Below are 22,724 nucleotides of genomic sequence, written 5' to 3'. Positions count from 1 at the left end.
TTGTTACTCGATGGCATCCAATGGGCCGATAAAGCGGTAGAAAATCTGGATTTTCTGGACGTATTCGCCATCGACCTTTTCCGCTCTGGATACCAGAATCTTGTCAATCAGCTGATGCAGAATCTTATAGTTCAGTTCGGTGATACCAGCGTACTTGCTGACTTCATCAATAAAATCCTGAATCTTGTCCAGCTGATCGTGTTCAGCACGGCCTTCCCGCTCGTACTGCTCAATCTTCTCGGTCAGTTCAGCCTGTTCTTTGTCGTAGCGATCTGCAAGCATTTGAAAACGTTTCTCCGGGAGAAGTCCCTTTGATACGTCCTCATAAAGTTTTGCATACAGGTCTTCGATTTCTGCGATTCGTGCTTTACACTGCTTCAAATCCCGTTTGTGCTGCGCCCGGTCAGAGGACACCCGGAGGTGCATCTGATTTGCAATCTTCTTCACAAGGGCTTCCCGATTGCTCACAGCGGCCTTTGCGTGTGCCTGAATGTCCGCAAAGACAGCTTCATGCAGAACACGGGCTTCCAAATTATGCGAGTCACAGGCTTTCGCACCATATTTCCGATAAGTGCTGCAACAATAAAAGGTCTGATCCAGAACACTGTTACGTTTGCGCCTGTGCTCGACCTTGACTAACATCGTTCTGCCGCAGTCTGCACAGCGGACGATGCCTTTGAAGATATTGTCGTAGTCGGTCTTATCGCACATAAAACTACTGGAACGGCTGTAAAGGATTCGCTGCACGTTCTCCCAACGGTCTTGTGGGATGATTGCTTCATGTGTATTCGGAACGATAGCGCGTTCTTCAAACGGAATATAACGCCGCTTTTTGGATTTCATGGACACGGTGGGCTTGGCTTCGTAGATGATGTGTCCGGCGTAGACTGGGCTGTGCAGAACCTGACTGATATAGGCACTGTCCCAATCATACATCTTTTCATCATCAATAAAGCGGCCAAACATCTCTTTCTTGTAGTAACACGGCTTCAAGACTTTTTCATCGTGGAGCCGCTTGGCGATGCGGTGAAGCCCCAGCCCTTCCTCTGCCATTGAATAGATATACTCAACAACGGGGGCGGTGTTCGGGTCGATCACAAGGTGATTGTGGTCGGCAGGGTCTTTCTGGTAGCCAAACGGTGCGCCGCTGGAGATATACTTTCCACTTTTCTTGCGTGTCCGAAGGGCACTCTTGATCTTTCGGGAAGTGTCTTTGGCGTACATTTCATTGATGATGTTTCGGAACGGGGCAATATCCATCTGAGATTGCTCGTTGGAATCATAACCATCGTTGATTGCAATATAGCGGACACCGTGTTCAGGAAAGAAGATTTCCATATACGTTCCGGTTTCGATGTGGTTGCGTCCAAGTCGGGACTGGTCTTCTTGTGTCAAGTAGGGACTAAAAAAATTTTGAGAATTTACAAGCCGTTCATAGGTGGACAACCACCCGTGAACGGCTTGCGTTTTCTCTATGCTCTTGTGCCGTTCTTTGTGCGACGCTTCTTATACGCCGCCGCAAATGCCTCCATCATCGGAGTGACCGGAAGCTCGTTGTCAGGCTTGGACAGATACTCGAACCGGATGCCGTTCTCCCGGAACTTTCGCTCAAACCTCATGAAAGAGGAAGTGTCCCGGCTGATTCGCGAGGTGTCGCGGGTGAGGATCGTACCGATGTCCTGACGCTTGGCTTCGTTCAGCAGGAAGTTCATGATACCTTCCGTATGGACGCCGGAGATGCCGTCTGCCGCCACAGCAGCAGCCACCTCATAGCCTTTGTCCTTCGCATAGCGTTCCAGCTCTTCCCGCTGGTCTGCTGCCGCAAGCTGATCCGCACAGGCAACGCGGATATAAAGAAATACTTTCATTTGGCTTCTCCTTCTGATGTAGTAAGGAAGTCCTTGAACTTCCAGACGATTTCTATGTTGTCAAGATCGTAAATGTAGACCGCAGAAATGAATGCGTGGGTCAGCTCATAGGTCAGAGCTTTGCAGTCGGCGTACTGTTCGCAGACCGCATCCAGCTTTTCATCTGAACAGGCGGTCTCGGAGTCAAGCTCCTTCATCCGCTCGTGACTGCGCTGGATTGCTCCATCGTTTTCAGCAATCTTCACATCCGCTGCCGCCTTCTGCTGAATGTACGCCTCCTTCGTGATGCTTCCGGCTGCATACTTCTCGTAGAGCCTCAGCTTGGACGCCTTGTGCTGCTCATTCTGCTTTTGCAGAGTGCGGATTTTATCAGCACATTCCTTGATGGCAGATTTCCGCAGATCACCGACTTCGCGGTTCTGTATTGCTTCCTTCTGTGCCAAAGCAAGAAACTGAGTAAGGGCATGGAAGACAACCTTCTCAATATCCATTTCCGGAAAGCTCCTGCCAACCGGACAGTCTGTGTTTCCGTTGTTGACCGAGTGAATGCACTGGAAGTATCGAATGCCAGCCTTGTTCTTTCGGCGTGTCATAGCACGTTTACAGTTACCGCAGCGGACGAGTCCCTTGAGCGGATAGTCATGCTGCTTGCGCGTGGGATTCCGTCCTCCGCCTCGAATGACCTTCTGAGCAAGCTCAAAGTCTTCCTTGCTGATAATAGCTTCATGCGTTCCTTCTACGATAATCGGCTCATTGACAACACGCTTTTTTGAGCCGACACCGCAGGACTTCATTTTGCGGCTGACCAGTGTTCCGGTGTAAACAAGGTTTTTGAGGATGTTATAGACCATCACGGTTTCCCAACTGATTTTCTCGCTCATGTTACTGAACTTCTTCTTGTCGGGATGCTTGCTCTTGAAGTATTGCCCCGGCGTCGGGATGCCGTCATCATTCAGGCTGCGGGCGATCTGAGAGGTGTTGCTGCCTTCCAGCGCCTCGCGGAAAATACGACGGATCACATCAGCCGCCTCCGGGTCTACGGCAAGTTTGTTCCGAATGGTGGGATGCAGGACGTAGCCGTATGGGGCGTAGCCACCGACATACTTGCCCTGCTTCATCATCTGGATTTTTGCCGATGTGGTCTTTACGGAAAGGTCTTTGCTGTATGCGGCGTAGATGATGCTGCGCATAACCACTTCCAGACCGCCCGTTGTGCCTTTGTAATCGTCACTGTCATAGCCGTCGTTGATGGAAATAAAGCGGACGCCCATGAATGGAAAAGTGCATTCCAGATAGTTTCCCGTTTCAATGTAGTCACGAGAAAAGCGGGAAAAGTCTTTGACGCAGATCAGGTTAATCTCGCCGCGCTTGACCTTCTCCATCATCTGCGTGAACTGAGGACGGTGAAAGTTCGTGCCGGTATAACCGTCATCCGCAAACTCAGACCGCTGACAGTGAGACAGCTCCGGATGATTGTCAAGAAAGCGATTGATGAGCATACGTTGGTTGCCGATGCTGTCACTTTCCGCCTTGCTGCCATAGCCGGTATCTTCATCAGCCATTGAGAGGCGGATGTAGATGCCGATGTTGTATTCCTTGCTCATTTACATCGCCTCCTGTACTTCCTTGATACTCTGAACGGTCAGAGCGTAAATATCGCCGTATTTCATGACCAGCTCGATTGAGCCGTCCTCATGGACTTTCACAAGCTCTACGGACTCGTCAACCAACTCCTGAGAGAGCATCGTTGCACCGCTGACGGATTTCATCAGCGTTAGCCACTTGTTGTCCTCGGACATTGCCTCGGCAAACTTTACCTTACGCTGAACCGCTTCATCCAACCGCCGTGAAAGATCGACATACTGCTCATCGTAGGCTTTCTTGGCAAAGGCGTATTCCTCTTCATCGAGAATGCCTTCCGTGAAGTCCTCATAGAGCCGAGTACGCTTCTTGGAGATGCCGCTGAGTTTCAGATTCAGGCTTGTGATGAGCGCATTCTGCTGATCGCGGATGCTGCGTTCGCCTTCGCTGTTTCTCAGCTTGGCAAGCAGCTTGTCGTAATTGAGAGCCGCCTTGACTTGAAGCTGGATCGCCGCAAGCACATCGGCTTCGAGCTTGTCCTGCCGCGTATAGTGTGGCGTACAGAGATTGCCGCGCTTGACGGATGAACTGCACTCATAGAAGGCGTACCATGCGCCGTCCTTGCGCTTGTCAACGCGCTTGCGATGGAAATAGAGCTTCCTGCCGCAGTCTGCGCAGACGATTTTGTCTTCAAAGAGATTGATCAACGTAGCGCGGATTTCTTCCGTGCGCTCCATCTTCTCAACCCTTGTCCTTGCAGCAGCGTTCCGCATTTCTCGTACCTTCTGGAAGTCCTCACGGGAGATAATCGCTTCGTGAGTATTGGGAAAAACAATCCATTCCTCGCGGTCGATATGCTGATTTTTGACGCCCTTGTAGATAGCGTTCAGCGTCCGTCCGAGAACGGTATCTCCGACGTAGTGGGGATTATCCAGAATGGTAGTGAGTGAAGACTTGTTCCAAATCTTTTTCGCCGTAGCATTGCCTGTGCGGACGCCAACCTGATACTTCTGAAACTCCGGATTGGGCGCGTTCATTGCATCAAGCCGATCTGCAATCGCAGGAAGGGACAGCCCTTCAATCTTCCATTGGAAAATCTTCCGGACAATCGGTGCGGTTTCCTCATCGAAGACCATATTGCTGTGTTCTTCATCCCAGCGATAACCATACGGGAGATTGCGCTTCTTGAACTCTCCACTTTCCATCTGTGCCTTGAGCGCAGTAGAAACCTTGCGGGAGATGTCCTTCGAGTAGAGGGTGTTGATCATGTTTTGCAGAGGGATGATGAGGCTTTCGCCGGAGCCGTCCGCATCAAAGTTATCGTAGTTTTCCTTGATGGCGATAAACCGAAGCCCGATCTGCGGAAAGACCCGTTCCAGATAGGTTCCTGCCTCGATGTAGTCTCGCCCGAACCGGCTGAGATCACGAACCACAAGGCACTTGATCCTGCCGGTGCGGATGTCGTTCATCAGACGGTTGAACTCCGGTCTGTCAAAAACCGTACCCGTTCGTCCGTTGTCCACATAGGTATCTATCAGATTCAGGTAGGGACGCTCTGCAATGTAGGACTTGCAAATCTCAATCTGATTTGCGATGACATCCACCTTTTCGGACTTGCCGCTGTTTTCAACGGAAAGACGGGCATAGATGGCTGTTGAGAAGACCTCGGAAGAGACAGATTCAACAACCGGCTCTTCGACTGCAATTTGCTTTCTGCTTTTTCTTGCCATTTGCTCATCCCTCCTTTATACGGCAATATCCAGTTCATCGGCATAGCCGAGAACGTATTCAAGCGTCTGCTGGTATTCGTCCCTGTATTTGAAGACGATTTCGATTGCATGGTTTTCGTGAATCAGAATGCGGTCAACAAGGGACATCAGCACACGGCGGTTCAGCTCTTCGACGTTTTCATACTGCTTGAAAAGCGTTACCCAGTTCCGTTCGGTCGTGCCAGTTGTCACCGTCTGCTTCATTTCTTTTTTGACCCGCAGAAGTGCCTCCTGTTTGTCCTCAATGATTTTGGTGTAGCTACTGCGGAACTCGAAGTATTCCGATTTATCAATGACGCCGCCGATGAAGTTCTCGTAAAGACCCAGCTTGAGCTTTTGATACCGCTCAATCTCTTCCTCGATTTTTGCAATCTGGGCTTCGTAATTGAAAGCCTTACGGCTCTGAGACGGAAGCCGTTCAATCATTCCAAGCGCGTGTTCCAGATTGATGACAAGCTCGATCTGGTCATGAATAGCACGGAAGACCTTCTCTTCAACCTCTTTTGCGGCGATGCTGTGCGGGCTGCACGTCCGGCTGTGCTTATTGGTGGAGCAGACGTAGTAGATATACTTTTTCGTCTTCGACGGGACGGTCTTGCGGATCATTGGCTGCTGACAGTCTCCGCAGAACAGGAAGCCGGAAAACAGATGCGCTTCGTCCTGATCGGGCGAACAGCGCATATCCCGCTGCATCATGACCTTGACTGCCATGAAGTCCTCGTAGGACACAAGAGCTTCATGCGCATTTTCTACCTTGACCCACTCGGATTCATCCTTGCTTTTCACAACGCGGACTTTGTAGTTGGGAGTGCCGCGCTTGCCTTGCGCCAGAACGCCGATATAAACCTCGTTGGTGAGAATACGCTGGACGGCTTTGTATGTCCATTTTGCGGTATCGCTGGTTTTGAAGACGGTATCAAACTTCACACCGGCGGAATGCTTGTATTCCATTGGGGACAGGACGCCCATCTGGTTCAGACGCTTTGCAATACGTCCGATGGAGAAGCCGTCCTTGTACATGGAAAAGATCATCTGCACATATTCGCTGACCGCTTCATCCACGATGAGCTGGTTTTTGTTCTCCGGCGATTTCATGTAGCCGTAAGGCGCGAACGAGCCGACGAACTCACCGCTCTTCTGCTTGACTTCCAGACTGCTTCGGATTTTCATGGAGATGTCCTTGCAGTAAGAATCGTTAATCAGGTTTTTGAACGGGATAACAAAGGAGTCGGACTGCGGATCACCGGTCAGACTGTCATACGCATCATTGATTGCGATGAAGCGAATGCCGAGCTGCGGGAAAATCTTTTCAATGTAGCGTCCGCCGTCGATGTAGTTTCTTGAGAAGCGGCTGAGATCCTTGACCACGATGCAGTCAAGCGCACCCTTGCGGATTGCCTCTTCCAGCTTTTTGAACTGAGGACGATTGAAGGAAACGCCGCTGTAACCGTCATCCACAAACGGCTCACAGACAAGCTCTAAATCATCGTGCCTTGCAATGTAGTCCTCGCAGATGGCTCTCTGGCTGGCGATGGAGTTGCTTTCTACTTTGTCTCCATCCTCACGGGACAGGCGGCAGTAGATCGCCGTGCGGTAAACCTTGTCTGGCATAAAAATAACCTCCGTTTTTCTGTTTGGTGTGGTACATCAAATCAGAAAGACGAAGGCTTGCTTCAACTCTTATGAGAGGAACACGAAAACGCCACATGACCATCTAGGCAAGCGGCTTAATCCGTATTCTTCTTTTTTTGACCGATTTCATTATACCACAGGCTCAATCGCTTGTCCATAGAACCGGGTGAAAAGATTCAGACTGTTCATAAATCAAAGACCTCTCAGATAGTGTTCCAGACAATCTTCCATTGTCGTGTCCGTCGCGGCGAAGCTGATCTTCACCACAGTTTTCCCGTCCAGATAACAGTAGGGATTTCTGATCTGCTTGATGAACTCCCTCAGCCTGTCCTCGCGCGGTGCCGCAGGATCAAGCCGGATGCTGCTTCTCTGAACGAGTGTGCTTCGGTCAACCGTTTTCGGGCTGACGCTTTTCATTGTTTCAATGCCCATCATATTCTAAGCACCTCCTGTTTCGTGGAAATATTCAGGACAAAAGGATATGGCAGAGCATCTTGTGAAGACACTCTGCCACATAGTTTTCATCCTGAAACTATATAGTAAGTTTCTTTTGGGTTTGTTTCATTGTCCGGCATATTTGCAGCTCGCGCCCCTGCCAGAAGAACTTTGCAGTTCCGGGAATGCTGCGGACTACCAATGGTCAATCGGTATCATGGGACTCTCACCCCTCCGAGGATCGCTCCGAGCCGCCCATTCAAAGAAAAGACGGAAGTATCATTATACCCGGCATCTGCATCGTCGCAAGCAGCCGCACCACACGACTGTTATAGCTCTCCGGAGGTCGCTCACTCCCTTTCGGGAGGTCTTGGCGTCGGAAGCTGTGTTGCTTCGCAGAAGCGGAAAGATCCGCAGCACTGAACTATTCAGTTTTCAAGGAGCAGTGAAGTGGTCTGATTGACCCTTTCACTTTACAACGGACATCTTTTTGCCGTTTGTTGAGTACCGCTCAAAAAATTCTTTGAAATTTTTTCTGCACCGCTGCTTTGAGGTCAAATGCAGCTCTGATGCCGATGCCTTTCCTTCGGGCAAACTCTCGAAGAGTCAGTCCTTCACGGGTCATCGCAAGATACAATTCGCGCTGCTTCCCGGTCAGAATGGAAAGAAGCTCCTTCTCTTTGAGAGCGGTGATCAGTTCCTCCATGCAGTCGCGGGAGTCTGCCAGCCATGCAGCGGACTTCACATCGTCCTCCGGCATAGCGTCAAGGGACAGCACGGTATCAGAAATTTTCTCTGCGCCGTCCTCATCCTCAGAGGTGTTGTCAGAGCCATACGAGCGTCTGATCCGCTTTTCCTCTGCGCGAAGGATTCTCATAACCTTGCGGTCAACCTCGGAAACTTCGCCGGTTCGTTTCACGCGCACCATGCACTTGCCGTCCTCCGTAGTCCAGAGGTCGTAATCGAACGCGATAGGGGTTTTAGGGATTTTCATTGTTCATCCTTTCCGCTGCGCGGGAGCAGCGGGAAGGGTGAAGACAGAAAAAGAGCCGCATGACGGTGAGGTTTGAATCCCATGCCGATAAAACAGAGCAATTAAACTCTGTCTCATGCGGCATTAGGATGACTTCACCTATCAGGCGGCTCCACAGCTCAGCTATGACATATATTTTATTTTAGAACAGAGGCTTGTCCTCCGGTTCTTACTTGGTACGCGGTCGCAGTCTTCTCATATTCAGCACATCAAAGACTGTGATCCGCCCGCATTTCTTGCACTTGGATTCTACATGACCCCTCGTGTCCTCGTAGACAGCAATGGCATTATGCTGACAATAGGGACATTTCAGGTATCGGGGCTTCTGCTGGGAAATGGCAACTCTTGCCCTGCGGATTTTTTCGATCAGCTCCGGCGTCGGTTCCTGAACCCTAATGGATGCTCTCTTCATTACCACACCTCCAATGGGTCAACATACTCACTGAATGGACGATCTACCATGTAGCCGAGCTGACGAAGGCGGATAGACGCCGTTGTCTTGGAGACACCGAACAACCGGCAGAAAAGGCGCAGCGTTAAGTGATCACCATACGAATACCTCCCCTCGTAATTGATCAGCGGCGTTTCTGCAAACCGACGCATTGCCAGGTCAACCTCTTTTTGAGGAAGCAGGATCGCCGCGCCCAAGACATTTGCTTGCCACTCGTTCCAGTCCTCGCGGGTTTTCAGCTCTCGCGGCGTATAGGCTGTCCGTGCGGAATATTTCATTTCGCAGGACGCCTTTACCTCTTCCGATTCCAGTTGGAAGAGAATCTGATGGGCGCACTCGTGGGCAAGGGTAAATCTGCGCTTGGCGCAGAGCCGCTGCACATTTCCGGATCGAATGAAGCTCTCGTCCAAGATGACCTGATTACGCTTCAAAGCCAGTGTGCGCGTAATACCAAGTTCCGTGATCTTGTACTCAGTGTCGGCATAGGCAGTGACACCGCAGATGCTTCCGTCCGGCGAGAGACGGGCGAATGATACGCGAAGACCGAGATAGTTCTTTGCAAACTGATCAATGGGTGTTGGCAAAGCTGATCGGTCGGGCTTGTCCGCCTCATCCCCGAAAAAGAACCGGTTGAAGTCCTTCGTTGTTGAGGCTGCAATTTCTTCAAGTTGGCGCTGGGATAAAATCATGAGCAGTTGTCCTCCTTTGCTTCGACGAACCACTTGTCTCCTTCGTGGAAAAGAAATGACTCCTTTCCGCGAATCTGAACTGTGTAACGGATGCCTCCGCCCCAAACCTTTTTGGATGTGGCGCGGCATTTGTATAGAATCTGGTCGATTTGAAAGATTACACCGTTGTCCCACCAGATAAGGCGAGGAAGGATTGTCCCCTCCTTGTCCACATCCAGCGTAACCGGGACGTATGCTTTTCTGTACTGTGTAGCCATTTCCGTTTTTCTCACTCCTGTTCCCTCATACCGGTGTATGCCGGTATGGATGATCTTCGGCAGCATAAATGCCTGTCCATTTGAACTGCTCAAAAGATGTAACTTTTTCGTGTACAACTACTCATGCCCCTTGACAGGATGAGCAATTCAGGATATACTATGAGTAGTTGGATTGCTCAGTCATTATTATACGCACTTCAAGTGCCTTTGTCAATAGACTTGCGCAATTTGATGTCGCAAACTTTTTGTGAACAGGAGTGATTACCAAAATGACGTTTGGAGAGAAATTCAAGGCTGAACGGGAGAAGCGGAAGCTGACCCAGCAGGAAGTAGCCGATGCACTGGGGATCAACAGGCGTATGATTACCCGGTACGAGAACGGCATTTCCTTCCCCCGTACCAAGGACGCTTACAGAAAAATCGCGGAATACTTCAAGGTGGATGTGAACTATCTGCTGACCGAGGACGAAGAGTTTGTGGTTCAGGCATCCGAGCAGTACGGCTCCCGTGGCATGAAACAGGCAAAGGACCTGATTGAAGGGATGTCCGGCTTGTTTGCGGGCGGTACGCTGTCCGAGCAGGACAAGGATGCGGTGATGAAGGCGTTGCAGGATATATATTGGGAATCCAAAGCCCGGAATGTTGAGAAATACACGCCGAAGAAATACAAGAAGACCGGTACGGACGCAGAGGAATAACTGTCTGCGTCTCGGTTTCTTGACGGATTTACTTTGACTGTTTTCAACATGAAAGGGGTGAAGGTCCCGTGATAATTCGCTCCGAGGAAATATACAAAAAGGCGAACAGCATTGTCAAAAGCTGTGGAACAAGAGATACCTTGAAGATTGCCCGTGAGCTGGGCATTCATCTCCATTTTCTTGACAATCTGAACGATCTGCTCGGAATGTACACCTACCGCCATAAAGAGCGGCATATTCTTCTGAACTCCAACATGGAGTATCTGATCATGCAAATGGTTTGCGGTCACGAGATCGGGCATGATACCTTTCACCGTGATCTTGCCAAAGGAAACGAACCGCTCCCGGAGTTCGTGCTGTTCGATATGCGCACAAAACACGAATATGAGGCGAATGCGTTTGCCTCACACCTGATCATTGACGATGATGAGCTGATTGACCTGATGAAGCAGGACTACGATGTGGTGCAGCTCTCGGCTGCAATGGGAACAAACATCAACCTGATGCTGATCAAGCTCAACGAACTGAACCGCATGGGCTGGCAGCTCAACTTGCCTTATGTACCGCACTCTGACTTCCTGAAAAATGTCAGACCGGAGGGGTGAATGAGGATGAAGGATAGTAATTAGATGAACAACGACGACTATAAAGAAGCCCTTTTCTATGCCGCTTCCATCTTTAACGAACGCTTGGGGGCAGAGTTCAGTGAGGACAACCTTGTACTGCGCTGCTTTCAGACGGAAAACCAGCAGGAAGTCTTTGAGCAGTTCTGCAAGCAGTATTTCCCTGACCGGCTGGAAGACCGATATACAGAGGACGGCTATTTTGACTTTCACGCCTCTGCATTCGTCGGCACAGGAGATGGCGCGGACGGAATCCTTCTGCGCACAGACATAGCGCGTCATCCGGCAGAGTTGAAGCACATTCTTCTGCATGAGCTGGCGCATATCTTCTGCACCCGCAACGAGATTGACGGAGATAATTTCTTTGAGCGATACTGCATGGACGATACCATCAGCCGCAAAGAGGACGGAACCATTAACGCCGGTTATGCGGTCTGGCGGGAACTGATTGCGGAGCTGATTGCATTTGAGCTGGATGACAACTGCGATGTAGTTCCGCTTCGACGCAAGAAAGACCTACTCAGCTATTACGAAGGAGAACTCCTGACCGGCAACGGAAAAATGGGCGTCAGCATGATTCTCTGTGAGGCAATGACCAGTGCTGAGGGCGAAGCGTCTATGACATGGGACGCTGCCAAAAGCAAGTTTACGCGGTTCAAGCCCTTTGATGATCCGCTGTACAGGGACTTGCTGGAACTGGTTTTTACACACGTTAGAGAATACTTTATCGTGATCGACCGCGACTTTATCTATGAAATTGGAGTTTTGTATCTGAGCATTGCCGCACAAGCGATGATTGCGTCCCTAAAGAACAGATTTCAGGAAGAATAGGCAGACCGAAAGAGAGAAAGGACGGGCAACGATATGAAATATAAGCTGTTTCGCTCCCCCGGTAATCTGGACAAGGCAGTCCGGAAGCACGAACTGGTTGCCGTGGAGACCGGCAAGAACATTGATGATGTGGCAGAAGCGCTTATCCGTGATGTTCGGGATGATCTTGCGGAAATGCCGGAGTATGCGCACTGTGAAACCGCTGCGTATGCACCGGAACCAATTCAGGAGCATCGCCGCGTAGGACGTTATCAGTATGAGATGATGGGTGTTGTTTACCCGCAGTATGCGGAGAAGAACATCCTGATTGATTATGGCGTGATTGAAGAGGCGGAGTAATGTCAAAGAGATATGCCAGACAACTACATAGTGCAGATGGTTTGATTGCCGCCGTCGAACAATACGGCTTTCTGCCCTTCTTTCGGAACGAGATTCACGGCTTCTCCATCGAGGAACTTTGCCCACCTGAGTTATGGTTTGCGGATGATGTAGATGGTCCGTGGGAATGGAAAGGACCGGCTGCGCGGAGCGGCAAATGTCTTTACGGCAAACTTTTCAACAAGAAGGCTGGATTTGTGAGTCGGGAGTGGATTCCGGACTTTGCGAACTTCCGGCGTGACGGCTATGACTTTGACGCCCGTTGGGATGACGGCTTGGCGTCCTACAAGGACAAGGAGCTTTATGAAGCCATAGCCGGTGAAGGCAGGATGCTTTCCAAACGGCTGAAAGAGGCTCTGAACTACCGCAAGGGCGGCAACACCGGTTTTGAGACGTGCATCACGCGGCTGCAAATGCAGAGCTATGTCTGCATCGCAGATTTCGTCTATATGCAGGACAGATACGGAAAACCTTATGGATGGGGTGTCGCGGAGTATGCAACCCCGGAAGAACTTTTCGGGTACGACCTTATCACATCTGCCTATCAGCGAGACCCGCAGGAATCCAAAGAGCGCATGATGCAGCATCTTTCCTCTATCCTGCCGGATGCGTCCGCACAGCAGATTACGAAGATATTGAAAGGATAAAACACCATGAGCAAGAAACTTGTAGCGTATTTTTCTGCGTCCGGCGTGACCGCGAAGGTTGCCGAGACGCTGGCAGAGGCAATCGGCGCGGACATCTTTGAGATTGAGCCGAAGGTGCCTTACACAGAAGCTGATCTGAACTGGATGAACAAGAAAGCCCGCAGCACGATTGAGATGAGCGATCCTGCCTCCCGTCCTGAGATTGCCGTCAAGCGGGACAACATGAAGGACTATGATACCATCTTTGTGGGCTTCCCGATCTGGTGGTACGTCGCGCCGACGATTATCAATACGTTTCTTGAGAGCTATGATCTGACCGGCAAAACGATCATCCCGTTTGCAACCTCCGGCGGAAGCGACATTGGCAAGACGAACGAGCGCCTTGCGCCGAGCTGCAAAGGCGCAAAGCTGATGGACGGCAAGGTTTTCAAGGGCAATGTCGGGCATCAGGAGCTTGCGGCGTGGGTTGATGGACTTGGACTTTGAGAAGACTATAAATCGGGATTTGGCAAAGGAGTGTGATTGTATGAAAAAGAAATTCTTTGTGGTAATTGCAATTATAGTTGTTTTAGTAATCCTATTAACCCCTGTTCGTATGAACTTAAAAGACGGCGGAAGTGTTAGGTATAAAGCATTAGTGTATGAGGTTACAAAAATACACCGACTTGCACCAGAAGTAGATGGTGTAAAACCATATATTGATGGGTTCGAAATTAAAATACTCGGAATGACAGTTTATAGAGAAACAAACGAATAGACAAATTCCAGTTTAACGAACAGGAGATGATGATCGCGTGAAAATCCTATATGAACTATCTTGGCTATGGGAAACGCTGGGCATTGCACTTGTAGCGGCGGCTGTCTGCATGGCTTGCGCCGCTCTGATCTGCAAAGCAGCGAAGAAGAAACTCGGCAAAAAGGTGTTGGCAGTCATAGGGGCTGCTGCATTTGTGGGCGCGATTCTGGCGGTCATTCTGATTGCCCGGACGCCGATGCCGCTTTGACAGAATAGGAGAAACTGACAATGATTGTTCTTACAGAGCAGATAGAGATTCCGGCTTCCTATGACAAACTAAAGGCATGGACTGCTAACTTTGAGGAAGAGTTTGTGAAATGGAGTCCCTACCACATCGAATGCAATCTCTATAACGGAAACTATAACGCAGGAAGCAAGATCCGCTTCCGCGAGATCGTCATGGGGCTGGACTACGATGTGACCGGCACAATTACGGAATGCGAACAGGATGAAAACCACTTCCGCATTGTATTCCGGAGCGACAAGAAAACGGCGTTCATCACCTTTGAAGGGAAAAGAACCAAAACAGGATGCCATTTCTCTCACACCGAGGCTTTCGGCATGACCACGCCGGTAATTGGGGCGATCATGAACTTCCTGATCTTCAAGGTGTTTTTCAGGAAAAAGGCAAACTGGCAGCTTATCCGGGATGATATGATTCTGGATAACAGGTATTTATATGACATTCTGACCGAGGGAAAATACCCGGAAAGAATCCCGCTGGACAAGCTGCTGACCGGCGCGAAGTAACCGAATGGGAGGGCTTGATCATGCCGCTTCAAATCGTCAGAAATGACATCACGAAAATGAAGGTGGACGCCATCGTCAACGCTGCCAACGAGTCGCTGCTGGGTGGCGGCGGTGTGGACGGCTGCATTCATCGTGCTGCAGGACCGGAGCTGCTGACGGAATGTGAAACGCTCCACGGCTGCAAAACCGGGAGCGCAAAAATCACGAAGGGCTACAAGCTGCCCTGCAAATATATCATTCATGCTGTCGGTCCGCGCTGGTATGACGGACGGCATGGTGAGCGCGAACTACTGACATCCTGTTATCGGACATCGCTCATGCTGGCGAAGGAATACGGCTGCGAATCGGCTGCGTTCCCTCTGATTTCCTCCGGCATTTTCGGCTATCCGAAGGATCAGGCTCTCAAAGTGGCGATTGACACCATTAGCAGTTTCCTTCTCGAAAATGAAATGACGGTGTACATCGTCATTTTTGACCGCAAAGCCTATCAGATCAGCGGCAAGCTGTTTGCCGATATTGCAGCGTACATAGATGACCGCTATGTGGATGAGCATACTGATAATCGTTCCGAGCGTCTGCGCAGGATGAACGCCTTCCGGATGGAAGAACCCATGCCTTGCGAGGCATCCGTTTGTGAAGAGGCAATCGAACAGCTCATGCCTCCCGTCTCTGCGGCGGCTGCCCCCAAAAAGGCGGCAACCCTTGATGACGCGCTGGGACAGATCGACGAGAGTTTTTCCGAGATGCTTCTGCGAAAGATTGATGAGCGCGGCATGACGGACGCGCAGTGCTATAAGAAGGCGAATATTGACCGGAAGCTCTTCTCGAAGATCCGCTCGGACAAGTCTTATAAGCCTTCCAAGCCCACGGTCATTGCGTTTGCCATTGCCCTTGAGCTGCCGCTTGTTGAAATGAAGGATATGCTCATGAAGGCTGGCTTTGCGCTCTCCCACTCCAACAAGTTTGACATCATCGTGGAGTATTTCGTGGAGCATGGGAACTATAATGTCTTTGAGATCAACGAGGCTCTGTTTGCCTTCGACCAAAGTTTAATAGGAGCATAAGGTCTATGGATAAAGTGTTTCAGAAATTTTTGCGAAGTGGTATTGACCTTTCGCCCGTAGGGGTGGAGCGTCGTGAAGATAACAACCCATACTTTTGCACGCCAAAAGGTGCATCTATTTTTGGCTGGGCGGGTGTGGACGGCATCCACTTCTGCTTTGTTCGAGACTTTGGCGGTATGGTATTTTCCGTCAGTCCCATGAACTCGGCTCCGGATTTTGTTCATCCGCTGGCAAACGATTTTGAAGACTTTCTGAGGTTGCTCCTTGCTTGCAGTGATTCGGCAGCGCTGGAACAGGCGTGGATGTGGGATAAAGCCCAGTTTGAAGCCTTTTTGCAGGACAACCCTCCAACGCAGGATCAGCAAAGAACGCTATCAGAGCTTGCTGAGAAAATGAAATTGACGCCTATGGAACAGCCGTGGGTATACATCAAAAAGCTGCAAGCATCTTTTGATTATAGTAAGATCAAGTACACCGAGGACTATTATGATGTTGATATGAACCCAGAAGCAGAACCGACCATGCCTGAGTGGAAGGTCTACTTTGATGGAAACTTCTGGGGACATTCGGGAAAAGACCATGCCGGAACGGAAATCCGGTTGAATAAGCAATTTGACTGGGCGAGGCATCATTGGGTTATTCCTGCGGCGTATTCTTGCAGCAAGGGACTCGTCATGGACTTTTGTATGCGTACCCCGGAAGAAGACATTCGCAAGTTCATAACTAAATGGGATTTACACCCCGAAAACGACTCCTGCGAATACTTCACGCAGGAGCAGCAAATGCAGATAGATTTAGACAATCCACTTTGCCTTAACTTTATTCCTCGTTTGGAACTGAACGGGAAAACAATGCTGACCTCCCACGGCTGTTCCGTGGTCTTTAATCCATGTTTGCCAGACGGGGTGATCAATGAAGCGGAAGCAAAGTGGGCATTGGAACACTATGATTTGGATACATCCTATGGATGGATGATTTTTCGGGCAGCTTTTCCGTGGACAAGCAAACGCCGTCCTGAAATAAAAGCCCTCTCCCTTACAATGGAGCAGCAGTCGTGTCGTGTCCCGGGACCACATTTCAAGGCACACGCTCCCGGTGATTCGTTTTCTTTCCTCCATCCGGTCAGTGGAAAAAAATACACATTGACTGTACAGGAATTAGAGCAGCAGACAATTTCCGAAAAGCGTTACGGTTCTGACCGCTGGTTTTATCCTACGCATTTTACTGCTATGAGCTATACACTTTCTCCTGAACCTGACAGCGATGTTACGATCTGTGATTGCGCTGAGGGGGACAAGCCTTTGGAAATTGCGCCATGCTCTGACCGCTATGCACCAGAGGCACGAAACGATATTGCTTGTATCGGCATTATCGGCGGAGCGGACGGTCCAATCGCAATCGTGTGTGGAGACAGCTCAAAAGAAAAACTTCATGCAGTTTGTTCCTCTCTACACTTTGAGCCGGTGGAGGGTGATATTGAATGGCGTATCGTATTCAACATTAAAAGCTCCAATGAAATGTCATTAGGGCTGATCTAAGAAGAAAGCGGAGGCAAAGAAGGTGAAACAACACACTTACATCGCAATCGACCTGAAATCCTTCTACGCCTCCGTGGAGTGCCGGGAGCGCGGCTTAGATCCTCTGGACACTAACCTTGTTGTTGCGGATGAAAGCCGTACCGATAAGACCATCTGCCTTGCCGTCACGCCCTCCCTCAAGAGCTACGGTATCTCCGGACGCGGGCGGCTATTTGAAGTCAAACAGCGCGTGAAGGAAGCGAATGCCGGACGGCAGCACGACGCGCCGGGACACAGATTGGACGGCACATCACACTTCTACTCTGAGCTGCAAGCAAACCCGTATCTGGCGATTGACTTCATCATCGCGCCGCCTCGGATGGCGTACTACATGGAGTATAGCACCCGCATCTATCAGGTTTATCTCAAATATATTGCCCCGGAGGACATCGTGGTCTACTCCATCGACGAGGTGTTCATGGACGTGACGGACTACCTGAATACCTACAAGCTCTCGGCACATGATCTCGCCATGAAGATTATCCTCGACGTGCTTGAGACAACCGGCATCACGGCAACCGCTGGGATCGGGACGAACCTCTTTCTCTGCAAAGTGGCAATGGACATTGTAGCGAAGCACATCCCAGCCGACAAGAACGGCGTCCGAATAGCCGAACTGGATGAAATGAAGTTCCGGCGTGAGCTTTGGGCGCACCAGCCTCTCACGGATTTCTGGCGCGTGGGTCGAGGTATTGCGAAGAAACTTGAGCAGAATGGGATGTTCACAATGGGCGATGTTGCCCTTTGCTCGGAGCGGAATGAGGACTTGCTTTATAGGCTGTTCGGCAAGAACGCGGAATTGCTCATCGACCATGCGTGGGGCTGGGAGCCTACGACCATTGAGACAATCAAGGCATACCGTCCCAGCTCCAACAGCATCAGCTCCGGTCAGGTATTGCACTGTCCCTACGAGCCGCAGAAGGCGAAGCTGGTTGTCCGGGAAATGACGGACTTGCTTGTGCTGGACTTGGTGGACAAGGGACTTGTCACCGACCAGATGGTTCTCACCGTCGGCTATGACATTGAGAACCTTACCGATCCGGCACGACGGGCAAAGTATCACGGTGCAGTGGAGAAAGACCCCTACGGGCGGGAGATTCCCAAACAGGCGCACGGCTCTATCAACCTCGACGGTCACACATCATCTACCCGCAAAATAATGTGCGCTGTGTCAGAACTCTTCGACCGGATCGTGGACAAGAATCTGCTTGTCCGCCGTATGTATGTTGTAGCAAATCATGTCCTGCCGGAAGCGGACGCGCCGAAGAAAAATGACGGTGCTGTCCAGCTCGATCTCTTTACCGACTATGCCGCCGAAGAGAAAAAACAGAAAGCTGAGAATGCCGTCTTGGAGCGTGAGCGGAAAATACAAGCCGCCACGCTTGCAATCAAAAAGAAGTATGGAAAGAACGCCATCCTCAAGGCAATGAATCTTGAAGAAGGTGCAACCGCGAAAGACCGCAATGCGCAGATTGGAGGGCATAAGGCGTGAACAGAAAATACAACGAGATCATGGGGCTTCCTCACCACGTCTCCAAAACGCGATCACAAATGCCGATGTCAGATCGTGCAGCGCAGTTTGCGCCCTTTGCCGCCCTCACCGGCTATGATTCTGCAATCAAGGAAACCGGACGTCTGACCGACGAAAGGATTGAGCTTGATGAGGGAGCCTTGACCGCTTTGAACATGAGGTATCAGCTTCTCATGGATGCCCTTGATGAAGAGCCGGAGGTTGAAATAACCTACTTCAAACCTGATGAGCGCAAAGCTGGCGGTGAGTATGTAACTGCAACCGGCGCAGTCATAAAGGTTGATGACTTTGAGCGCCTGATTACCATGCAGGACGGCACGAAGATTCCGATGGATGACATCCTAAGCATTGACGGAGAGCTGTTCTTGTCCTTAGAATAATGTCGCTTGCCATGCGACCAAATGAAGTGAATACCGAAGTACAATATGACTGTAAGGTGAGACACCAAGCAGTCATTTTTTTATATACGGAGGTACAAAACATGAGAAAGAACATGACGGAGATCGTATTCATCCTTGATCGCAGCGGCTCTATGAGCGGACTGGAAACAGACACCATCGGAGGATTCAACTCCATGATTGAAAAGCAGAAAAAAGAGAATGGCGAGGCATTGATCTCTACCGTTCTCTTTGACAACGTGAGCGAGGTTATCCATGACCGTGTGCCGGTTCAGAAGGTGGAGCCGATGACCGACAGGGACTATTCCGTTCGCGGATGTACTGCCCTTCTGGATGCTATCGGCGGAGCAATTCATCACATTGGGAATGTCCACAAGTACGCAAGAAATGAGGATGTCCCTGAACATACGCTGTTCGTCATCACAACGGACGGCATGGAGAATGCAAGCCGCCGTTATGACAGCGAGACAGTTAAGAAAATGATCGAGCGGCAGAAGGAAAAGTACGGCTGGGAGTTTCTATTCCTCGGCGCAAATATTGACGCAGTTGAAACGGCAAAGCACTTCGGTATTGGAGCAGACCGAGCGGTCAATTATCACTCTGACCATAAGGGAACGCAGCTCAACTATGAGGTTCTGAGCGAAGCGGTTTCTGCTGTCCGTTGCAGCGTACCTCTGGGTACGAATTGGAAAAAGCGTATCGACGAGGACTTCAATTCCAGAAAGGACGGGAGAAAGTAATGAGAACAATCACCGTAAAAGGGACGGGCAGTGTCTCGGCAAGACCGGATTACATCATCCTATCCCTGAACATTGAAGTCTTATCTGAAACCTATGACCGCGCAATGTCGGAAGCTGCCGAGAGAATCGAAAGACTGCAAGGTGCCGCAGTCCGCGTTGGGTATCGCAAGGAAGACCTGAAGACCACGAGCTTTGATGTTCAGACAAGGTACGAGAATGTCAAGGATCGGCAAGGAAATTACAAGCGAGAGTTTGCCGGATATGCTTGCAGCTATCGCTTGAAACTTGCCTTTGACTTTGACAGCAAGCAGCTTGCAAAGGTCATTTCTGCGGTTGCGGATTGCGGTGCAAAGCCGGAACTCAGTATTGCATTCACTGTAAGAAACCCATCAGCGGTCAGCGAAAAGCTGCTGATCAGCGCGACGGAGAATGCCAGAGCGAAGGCGGAGATTCTTTGCAAAGCATCAGGCGGTACGCTTGGGCAGCTACTCAATATCGACTACAACTGGGGCGAACTCAATGTGTATTCCAGAACAAGCTATGAGGTCGAAGACTGTATTCAGCCTCTTATGGCGATGAGCAAGTGCGCCGCACCTGAGATTGAGCCGGTTGATATTGATGTGACAGACACAGTGGCTTTCACATGGGAAATCCAATGATTTTTTGACTTTTTTGAAATCCGGTACTCAACAAACGCCCTTTTTGTGTCCGTTGTAAAGTGAAGGGACATTTCACGGAGGAATCTTCGGGGAATACGATTTTGGGAGATTAGCAAGCAAATCCGGTGAGTACCCACCGGAGAAAAATCAGTTAAGGAGGCCCTGCCCTTAACATCAGATTTTTGCTTGTTGGGATAGTCCCAAACCCTTCTAATCTTTACGACGGAGGGCGCAGCATGGTACGAAGAACACGAGACATTCAGAAGAAGATTTGGCTGACACCACAGGAAGAACGGACGATTGCAAAGAAGATGGAGATGATCGGCACGGAGAACTTCGGTGCGTATGCAAGGAAGATGCTGATCGACGGCTACATCATCGTTGTGGACTACACGGAGCAGAAAAAGCTCGCCGCCGAAATCAACAAGATCGGTGTGAACATCAATACCGTCTGCCGCAGGATCAACTCGACGGGACGATTCTATCAGGACGATATTGACGAGCTGAAAGAAAAGATGGACGCGGTATGGCAGTTACTAAAATCAAAGCAATCCGAGGAACTTTGAGCAAGGCAATCGCGTACATTCTGAATCCCGAAAAGACAGACGAGAAGCTGCTGGTCTCGTCCTACGGCTGTGCCAGCGAGACCGCAGCGCGGGAATTTGAATGGACGCGGAAAATAGCTGAGCAAAAAGGGATGAATCCGGTCAGGATCATAGCCCGTCATGTGATCCAGTCCTTTGAAATCGGAGAGGTCACACCGGAGCTTGCCCACGAGATCGGCAAGCAGTTTGCAGATGAAATCCTCGGAGGAAAATATGAGTATGTGCTGACCACTCACATTGACAAAGACCATGTTCATAACCACCTGATTTTCAATGCGGTTGACTTCGTGGACTACCACGCATATAAGAGCTACAAGCGGATTTACTATGATATGCGCGAGGTCAGCGACCGGCTCTGTAAGGAAAACGGTCTCTCTGTTATCCCTCCCTCTCAGAACAAGGGCATGGGCTACAAGGAGTACACCGAAGCCAAACGCGGCACGAGCTGGAAGCAAAAGCTCAAGCAGACCATTGACCGACTCGTCATCACAGCGAAGGATTACGATGATTTTCTGCGGCTCATGCAGGAAGCTGGTTATGAAATCAAGACCGGCAAATATATCTCCTTTCGCGCTGAAGGTCAGGAGCGGTTTACTCGTTCTAAGACCATCGGAGAGAACTACACCGAGGAACGCATCAAGGAGCGGATTGCCGGACGGACGCCGCGCAGAAACCGGAGGCAGACCGTGCCGAAGGGCATCTCTCTCATCGGAGATATTCAGGAGCGGATCAGACTTATCGACAGCAAGGGCTATGAGTATAAAGCCAAGCTCACGATCCTCAAGGAAGCGGCGCGGACACTCAATTATCTCACGGAAAACAACTTGCTCCAATACGCCGATCTTGAAAAGAAGGTCGAGGACGTTCACAGCTCCTATGACCGCACCGGCAAGGAACTGAAAGGCGTCGAAGCGCGACTGCGGGAAGTCCAACCGCTTATCAAAAACATCTCCAACTACCAGCGGCTCAAGCCCGTATATGACGCATTCCAGAAGGCAAAAGATAAGCCGGGTTTCAAAGCAAAGCACGAAGCCGAGCTTGTGATCTTTGAGGCAGCGAGAAGCACATTACTTGCCATGCAGGGCGATGAAAAACTGCCGAGCTTGAAGACACTGCAAGCGCAACAGCAGCGACTTCTTGATGAGCAACAGCGGCTCTATGATGAACGTGCGAAGCTCAAAAAAGAAGTAAAGCAAATAGAGACGATCAAGTCTAATGTTGATACGTTTCTCGCTCCTTCTGCTGACCATGACCGTGATCATCTGCGCAGCACACAGCGCGAATAGTCCTTTCAAAAGCAGGGCATCTCCTGTTGACCGGAGATGCCCTGCATCCTTGAGAGAAGGTTCGAGAAATTGAAACTTTTTCTTTAATTTCTGCATCAACGGATTGCTTTTGAGAATGAAATCCAGTATAATATTATATGCGATGTTGAATGCAAGCAAGCGAAAGGATGGTTGCCGTGCGCATAAGCTATAAGAAACTATGGATGCTTCTTCTGGAACGCGACATAAAGAAGGCTTCTCTACGACATGAAGTAGGGCTGTCTGCCGGAACATGGACAAAACTGAATAAGGGGGAAGAAGTGTCCCTCTCTATTTTGCTGCGCGTTTGTGATTACTTGAACTGTGACATCGGAGATATATGTGAGGCTGTGCGAACGGACAAGAACTGAGTCCGGTTTTTCGTACAGCTCTTTTTGTAGAATAGTA

27 protein-coding genes are annotated in these 22,724 nt (G+C 50.2%); 18 read left to right on the top strand and 9 right to left on the bottom strand.

The genetic code is table 11. From position 1 onward, the window contains the following. Positions 1-3 precede the first annotated feature (3 nt). From GKG34_RS13175 to GKG34_RS13130, 9 genes are all read right to left on the bottom strand, one after another. Positions 4-1,395, bottom strand: coding sequence for a recombinase family protein (locus GKG34_RS13175; RefSeq protein ID WP_279237531.1), 1,392 nt, complete (start codon positions 1,393-1,395; stop codon positions 4-6). 77 nt (positions 1,396-1,472) lie between these two features. Next, complete coding sequence (locus GKG34_RS13170; protein WP_097785472.1) at positions 1,473-1,868, bottom strand: recombinase family protein; 396 nt, start codon at positions 1,866-1,868, stop codon at positions 1,473-1,475. Further along, positions 1,865-3,472 (bottom strand): recombinase family protein, encoded by a 1,608-nt coding sequence (locus GKG34_RS13165; protein WP_148336292.1) that lies wholly within the window; start codon positions 3,470-3,472, stop codon positions 1,865-1,867. Before GKG34_RS13165 ends, GKG34_RS13170 begins: the two co-directional genes overlap by 4 nt. Beyond that, the gene (locus tag GKG34_RS13160) at positions 3,473-5,179 is read right to left on the bottom strand and encodes a recombinase family protein (protein ID WP_008816136.1); all 1,707 of its coding nucleotides are present in this window, start codon (positions 5,177-5,179) and stop codon (positions 3,473-3,475) included. 15 nt (positions 5,180-5,194) lie between these two features. Then, entirely contained in the window at positions 5,195-6,829 is a 1,635-nt protein-coding gene (locus tag GKG34_RS13155; RefSeq protein ID WP_008816137.1) for a recombinase family protein, read from the bottom strand. 213 nt (positions 6,830-7,042) lie between these two features. Beyond that, the gene (locus tag GKG34_RS13150; RefSeq protein WP_008816138.1) at positions 7,043-7,285 is read right to left on the bottom strand and encodes a DUF6870 family protein; all 243 of its coding nucleotides are present in this window, start codon (positions 7,283-7,285) and stop codon (positions 7,043-7,045) included. Positions 7,286-7,796: 511 nt separating this feature from the next. Then, complete coding sequence (locus tag GKG34_RS13145; RefSeq protein ID WP_008816140.1) at positions 7,797-8,279, bottom strand: hypothetical protein; 483 nt, start codon at positions 8,277-8,279, stop codon at positions 7,797-7,799. A 450-nt stretch (positions 8,280-8,729) separates the two neighbouring features. Then, the gene (locus tag GKG34_RS13135; RefSeq protein ID WP_008816141.1) at positions 8,730-9,458 is read right to left on the bottom strand and encodes an ImmA/IrrE family metallo-endopeptidase; all 729 of its coding nucleotides are present in this window, start codon (positions 9,456-9,458) and stop codon (positions 8,730-8,732) included. Then, positions 9,455-9,781, bottom strand: a complete 327-nt coding sequence (locus GKG34_RS13130) for a hypothetical protein (protein WP_148336701.1) — start codon at positions 9,779-9,781, stop codon at positions 9,455-9,457. Before GKG34_RS13130 ends, GKG34_RS13135 begins: the two co-directional genes overlap by 4 nt. Positions 9,782-9,984: 203 nt before the next feature. Between GKG34_RS13130 and GKG34_RS13125 the strand changes: the two genes are divergently transcribed. The 18 genes from GKG34_RS13125 (at position 9,985) to GKG34_RS13040 (ending at position 22,687) form a co-directional block, all read left to right on the top strand. Next, entirely contained in the window at positions 9,985-10,413 is a 429-nt protein-coding gene (locus GKG34_RS13125; protein WP_005934745.1) for a helix-turn-helix transcriptional regulator, read from the top strand. Between the two features lie 140 nt (positions 10,414-10,553). Continuing rightward, positions 10,554-11,018 carry an ImmA/IrrE family metallo-endopeptidase gene (locus tag GKG34_RS13120; protein ID WP_223385148.1) on the top strand — a complete coding sequence of 155 codons (465 nt, stop codon included), beginning with the start codon at positions 10,554-10,556 and terminating at the stop codon, positions 11,016-11,018. 24 nt (positions 11,019-11,042) lie between these two features. Beyond that, the gene (locus GKG34_RS13115; RefSeq protein ID WP_008816143.1) at positions 11,043-11,867 is read left to right on the top strand and encodes a hypothetical protein; all 825 of its coding nucleotides are present in this window, start codon (positions 11,043-11,045) and stop codon (positions 11,865-11,867) included. Between the two features lie 33 nt (positions 11,868-11,900). Then, positions 11,901-12,206 carry a carboxylate--amine ligase gene (locus GKG34_RS13110; protein WP_148336293.1) on the top strand — a complete coding sequence of 102 codons (306 nt, stop codon included), beginning with the start codon at positions 11,901-11,903 and terminating at the stop codon, positions 12,204-12,206. Next, on the top strand, positions 12,206-12,892 hold the full coding sequence (locus GKG34_RS13105) for a hypothetical protein (RefSeq protein ID WP_148336294.1): 687 nt from the start codon (positions 12,206-12,208) through the stop codon (positions 12,890-12,892). Before GKG34_RS13110 ends, GKG34_RS13105 begins: the two co-directional genes overlap by 1 nt. Positions 12,893-12,898: 6 nt before the next feature. Beyond that, positions 12,899-13,378, top strand: a complete 480-nt coding sequence (locus tag GKG34_RS13100) for a flavodoxin (RefSeq protein WP_015564528.1) — start codon at positions 12,899-12,901, stop codon at positions 13,376-13,378. Between the two features lie 40 nt (positions 13,379-13,418). Next, positions 13,419-13,649: a hypothetical protein gene (locus GKG34_RS13095; protein WP_073261397.1), complete on the top strand. Its 231-nt coding sequence runs from the start codon at positions 13,419-13,421 to the stop codon at positions 13,647-13,649. Between the two features lie 37 nt (positions 13,650-13,686). Beyond that, positions 13,687-13,896 (top strand): hypothetical protein, encoded by a 210-nt coding sequence (locus GKG34_RS13090; RefSeq protein ID WP_080908726.1) that lies wholly within the window; start codon positions 13,687-13,689, stop codon positions 13,894-13,896. A gap of 20 nt (positions 13,897-13,916) precedes the next feature. Beyond that, positions 13,917-14,438, top strand: a complete 522-nt coding sequence (locus GKG34_RS13085) for a hypothetical protein (RefSeq protein ID WP_080908727.1) — start codon at positions 13,917-13,919, stop codon at positions 14,436-14,438. A gap of 20 nt (positions 14,439-14,458) precedes the next feature. Further along, positions 14,459-15,502: an O-acetyl-ADP-ribose deacetylase gene (locus GKG34_RS13080; protein ID WP_076917484.1), complete on the top strand. Its 1,044-nt coding sequence runs from the start codon at positions 14,459-14,461 to the stop codon at positions 15,500-15,502. Between the two features lie 5 nt (positions 15,503-15,507). Then, a complete protein-coding gene (locus tag GKG34_RS13075) occupies positions 15,508-17,040 on the top strand; it encodes a sodium ion-translocating decarboxylase subunit beta (RefSeq protein ID WP_148336295.1) in 1,533 nt (510 codons plus the stop codon). A gap of 22 nt (positions 17,041-17,062) precedes the next feature. Beyond that, entirely contained in the window at positions 17,063-18,571 is a 1,509-nt protein-coding gene (locus GKG34_RS13070) for a DNA methylase (protein WP_148336296.1), read from the top strand. Then, the gene (locus tag GKG34_RS13065; RefSeq protein ID WP_113999254.1) at positions 18,568-18,990 is read left to right on the top strand and encodes a hypothetical protein; all 423 of its coding nucleotides are present in this window, start codon (positions 18,568-18,570) and stop codon (positions 18,988-18,990) included. The genes GKG34_RS13070 and GKG34_RS13065 overlap by 4 nt, the downstream gene beginning before the upstream one ends. Further along, a complete protein-coding gene (locus GKG34_RS13060; RefSeq protein WP_173015259.1) occupies positions 18,990-19,748 on the top strand; it encodes a hypothetical protein in 759 nt (252 codons plus the stop codon). Before GKG34_RS13065 ends, GKG34_RS13060 begins: the two co-directional genes overlap by 1 nt. Further along, positions 19,748-20,407, top strand: coding sequence for an SIMPL domain-containing protein (locus GKG34_RS13055; protein ID WP_148336298.1), 660 nt, complete (start codon positions 19,748-19,750; stop codon positions 20,405-20,407). Before GKG34_RS13060 ends, GKG34_RS13055 begins: the two co-directional genes overlap by 1 nt. Positions 20,408-20,643: 236 nt before the next feature. Continuing rightward, on the top strand, positions 20,644-20,973 hold the full coding sequence (gene mobC / locus GKG34_RS13050; RefSeq protein WP_005934759.1) for a plasmid mobilization relaxosome protein MobC: 330 nt from the start codon (positions 20,644-20,646) through the stop codon (positions 20,971-20,973). Beyond that, positions 20,934-22,298, top strand: a complete 1,365-nt coding sequence (locus GKG34_RS13045; RefSeq protein ID WP_035394651.1) for a relaxase/mobilization nuclease domain-containing protein — start codon at positions 20,934-20,936, stop codon at positions 22,296-22,298. The genes mobC and GKG34_RS13045 overlap by 40 nt, the downstream gene beginning before the upstream one ends. Before the next feature lie 176 nt (positions 22,299-22,474). Continuing rightward, entirely contained in the window at positions 22,475-22,687 is a 213-nt protein-coding gene (locus GKG34_RS13040) for a helix-turn-helix transcriptional regulator (protein ID WP_198403673.1), read from the top strand. Positions 22,688-22,724: the final 37 nt, after the last annotated feature.

It is taken from the genome of Faecalibacterium sp. BIOML-A4, assembly GCF_009679665.1.
Classification (GTDB): domain Bacteria; phylum Bacillota; class Clostridia; order Oscillospirales; family Ruminococcaceae; genus Faecalibacterium; species Faecalibacterium taiwanense.
The sequence above is the reverse complement of the archived record's forward strand: the minus strand, read 5'-3'. Positions and strand labels throughout refer to the sequence as shown.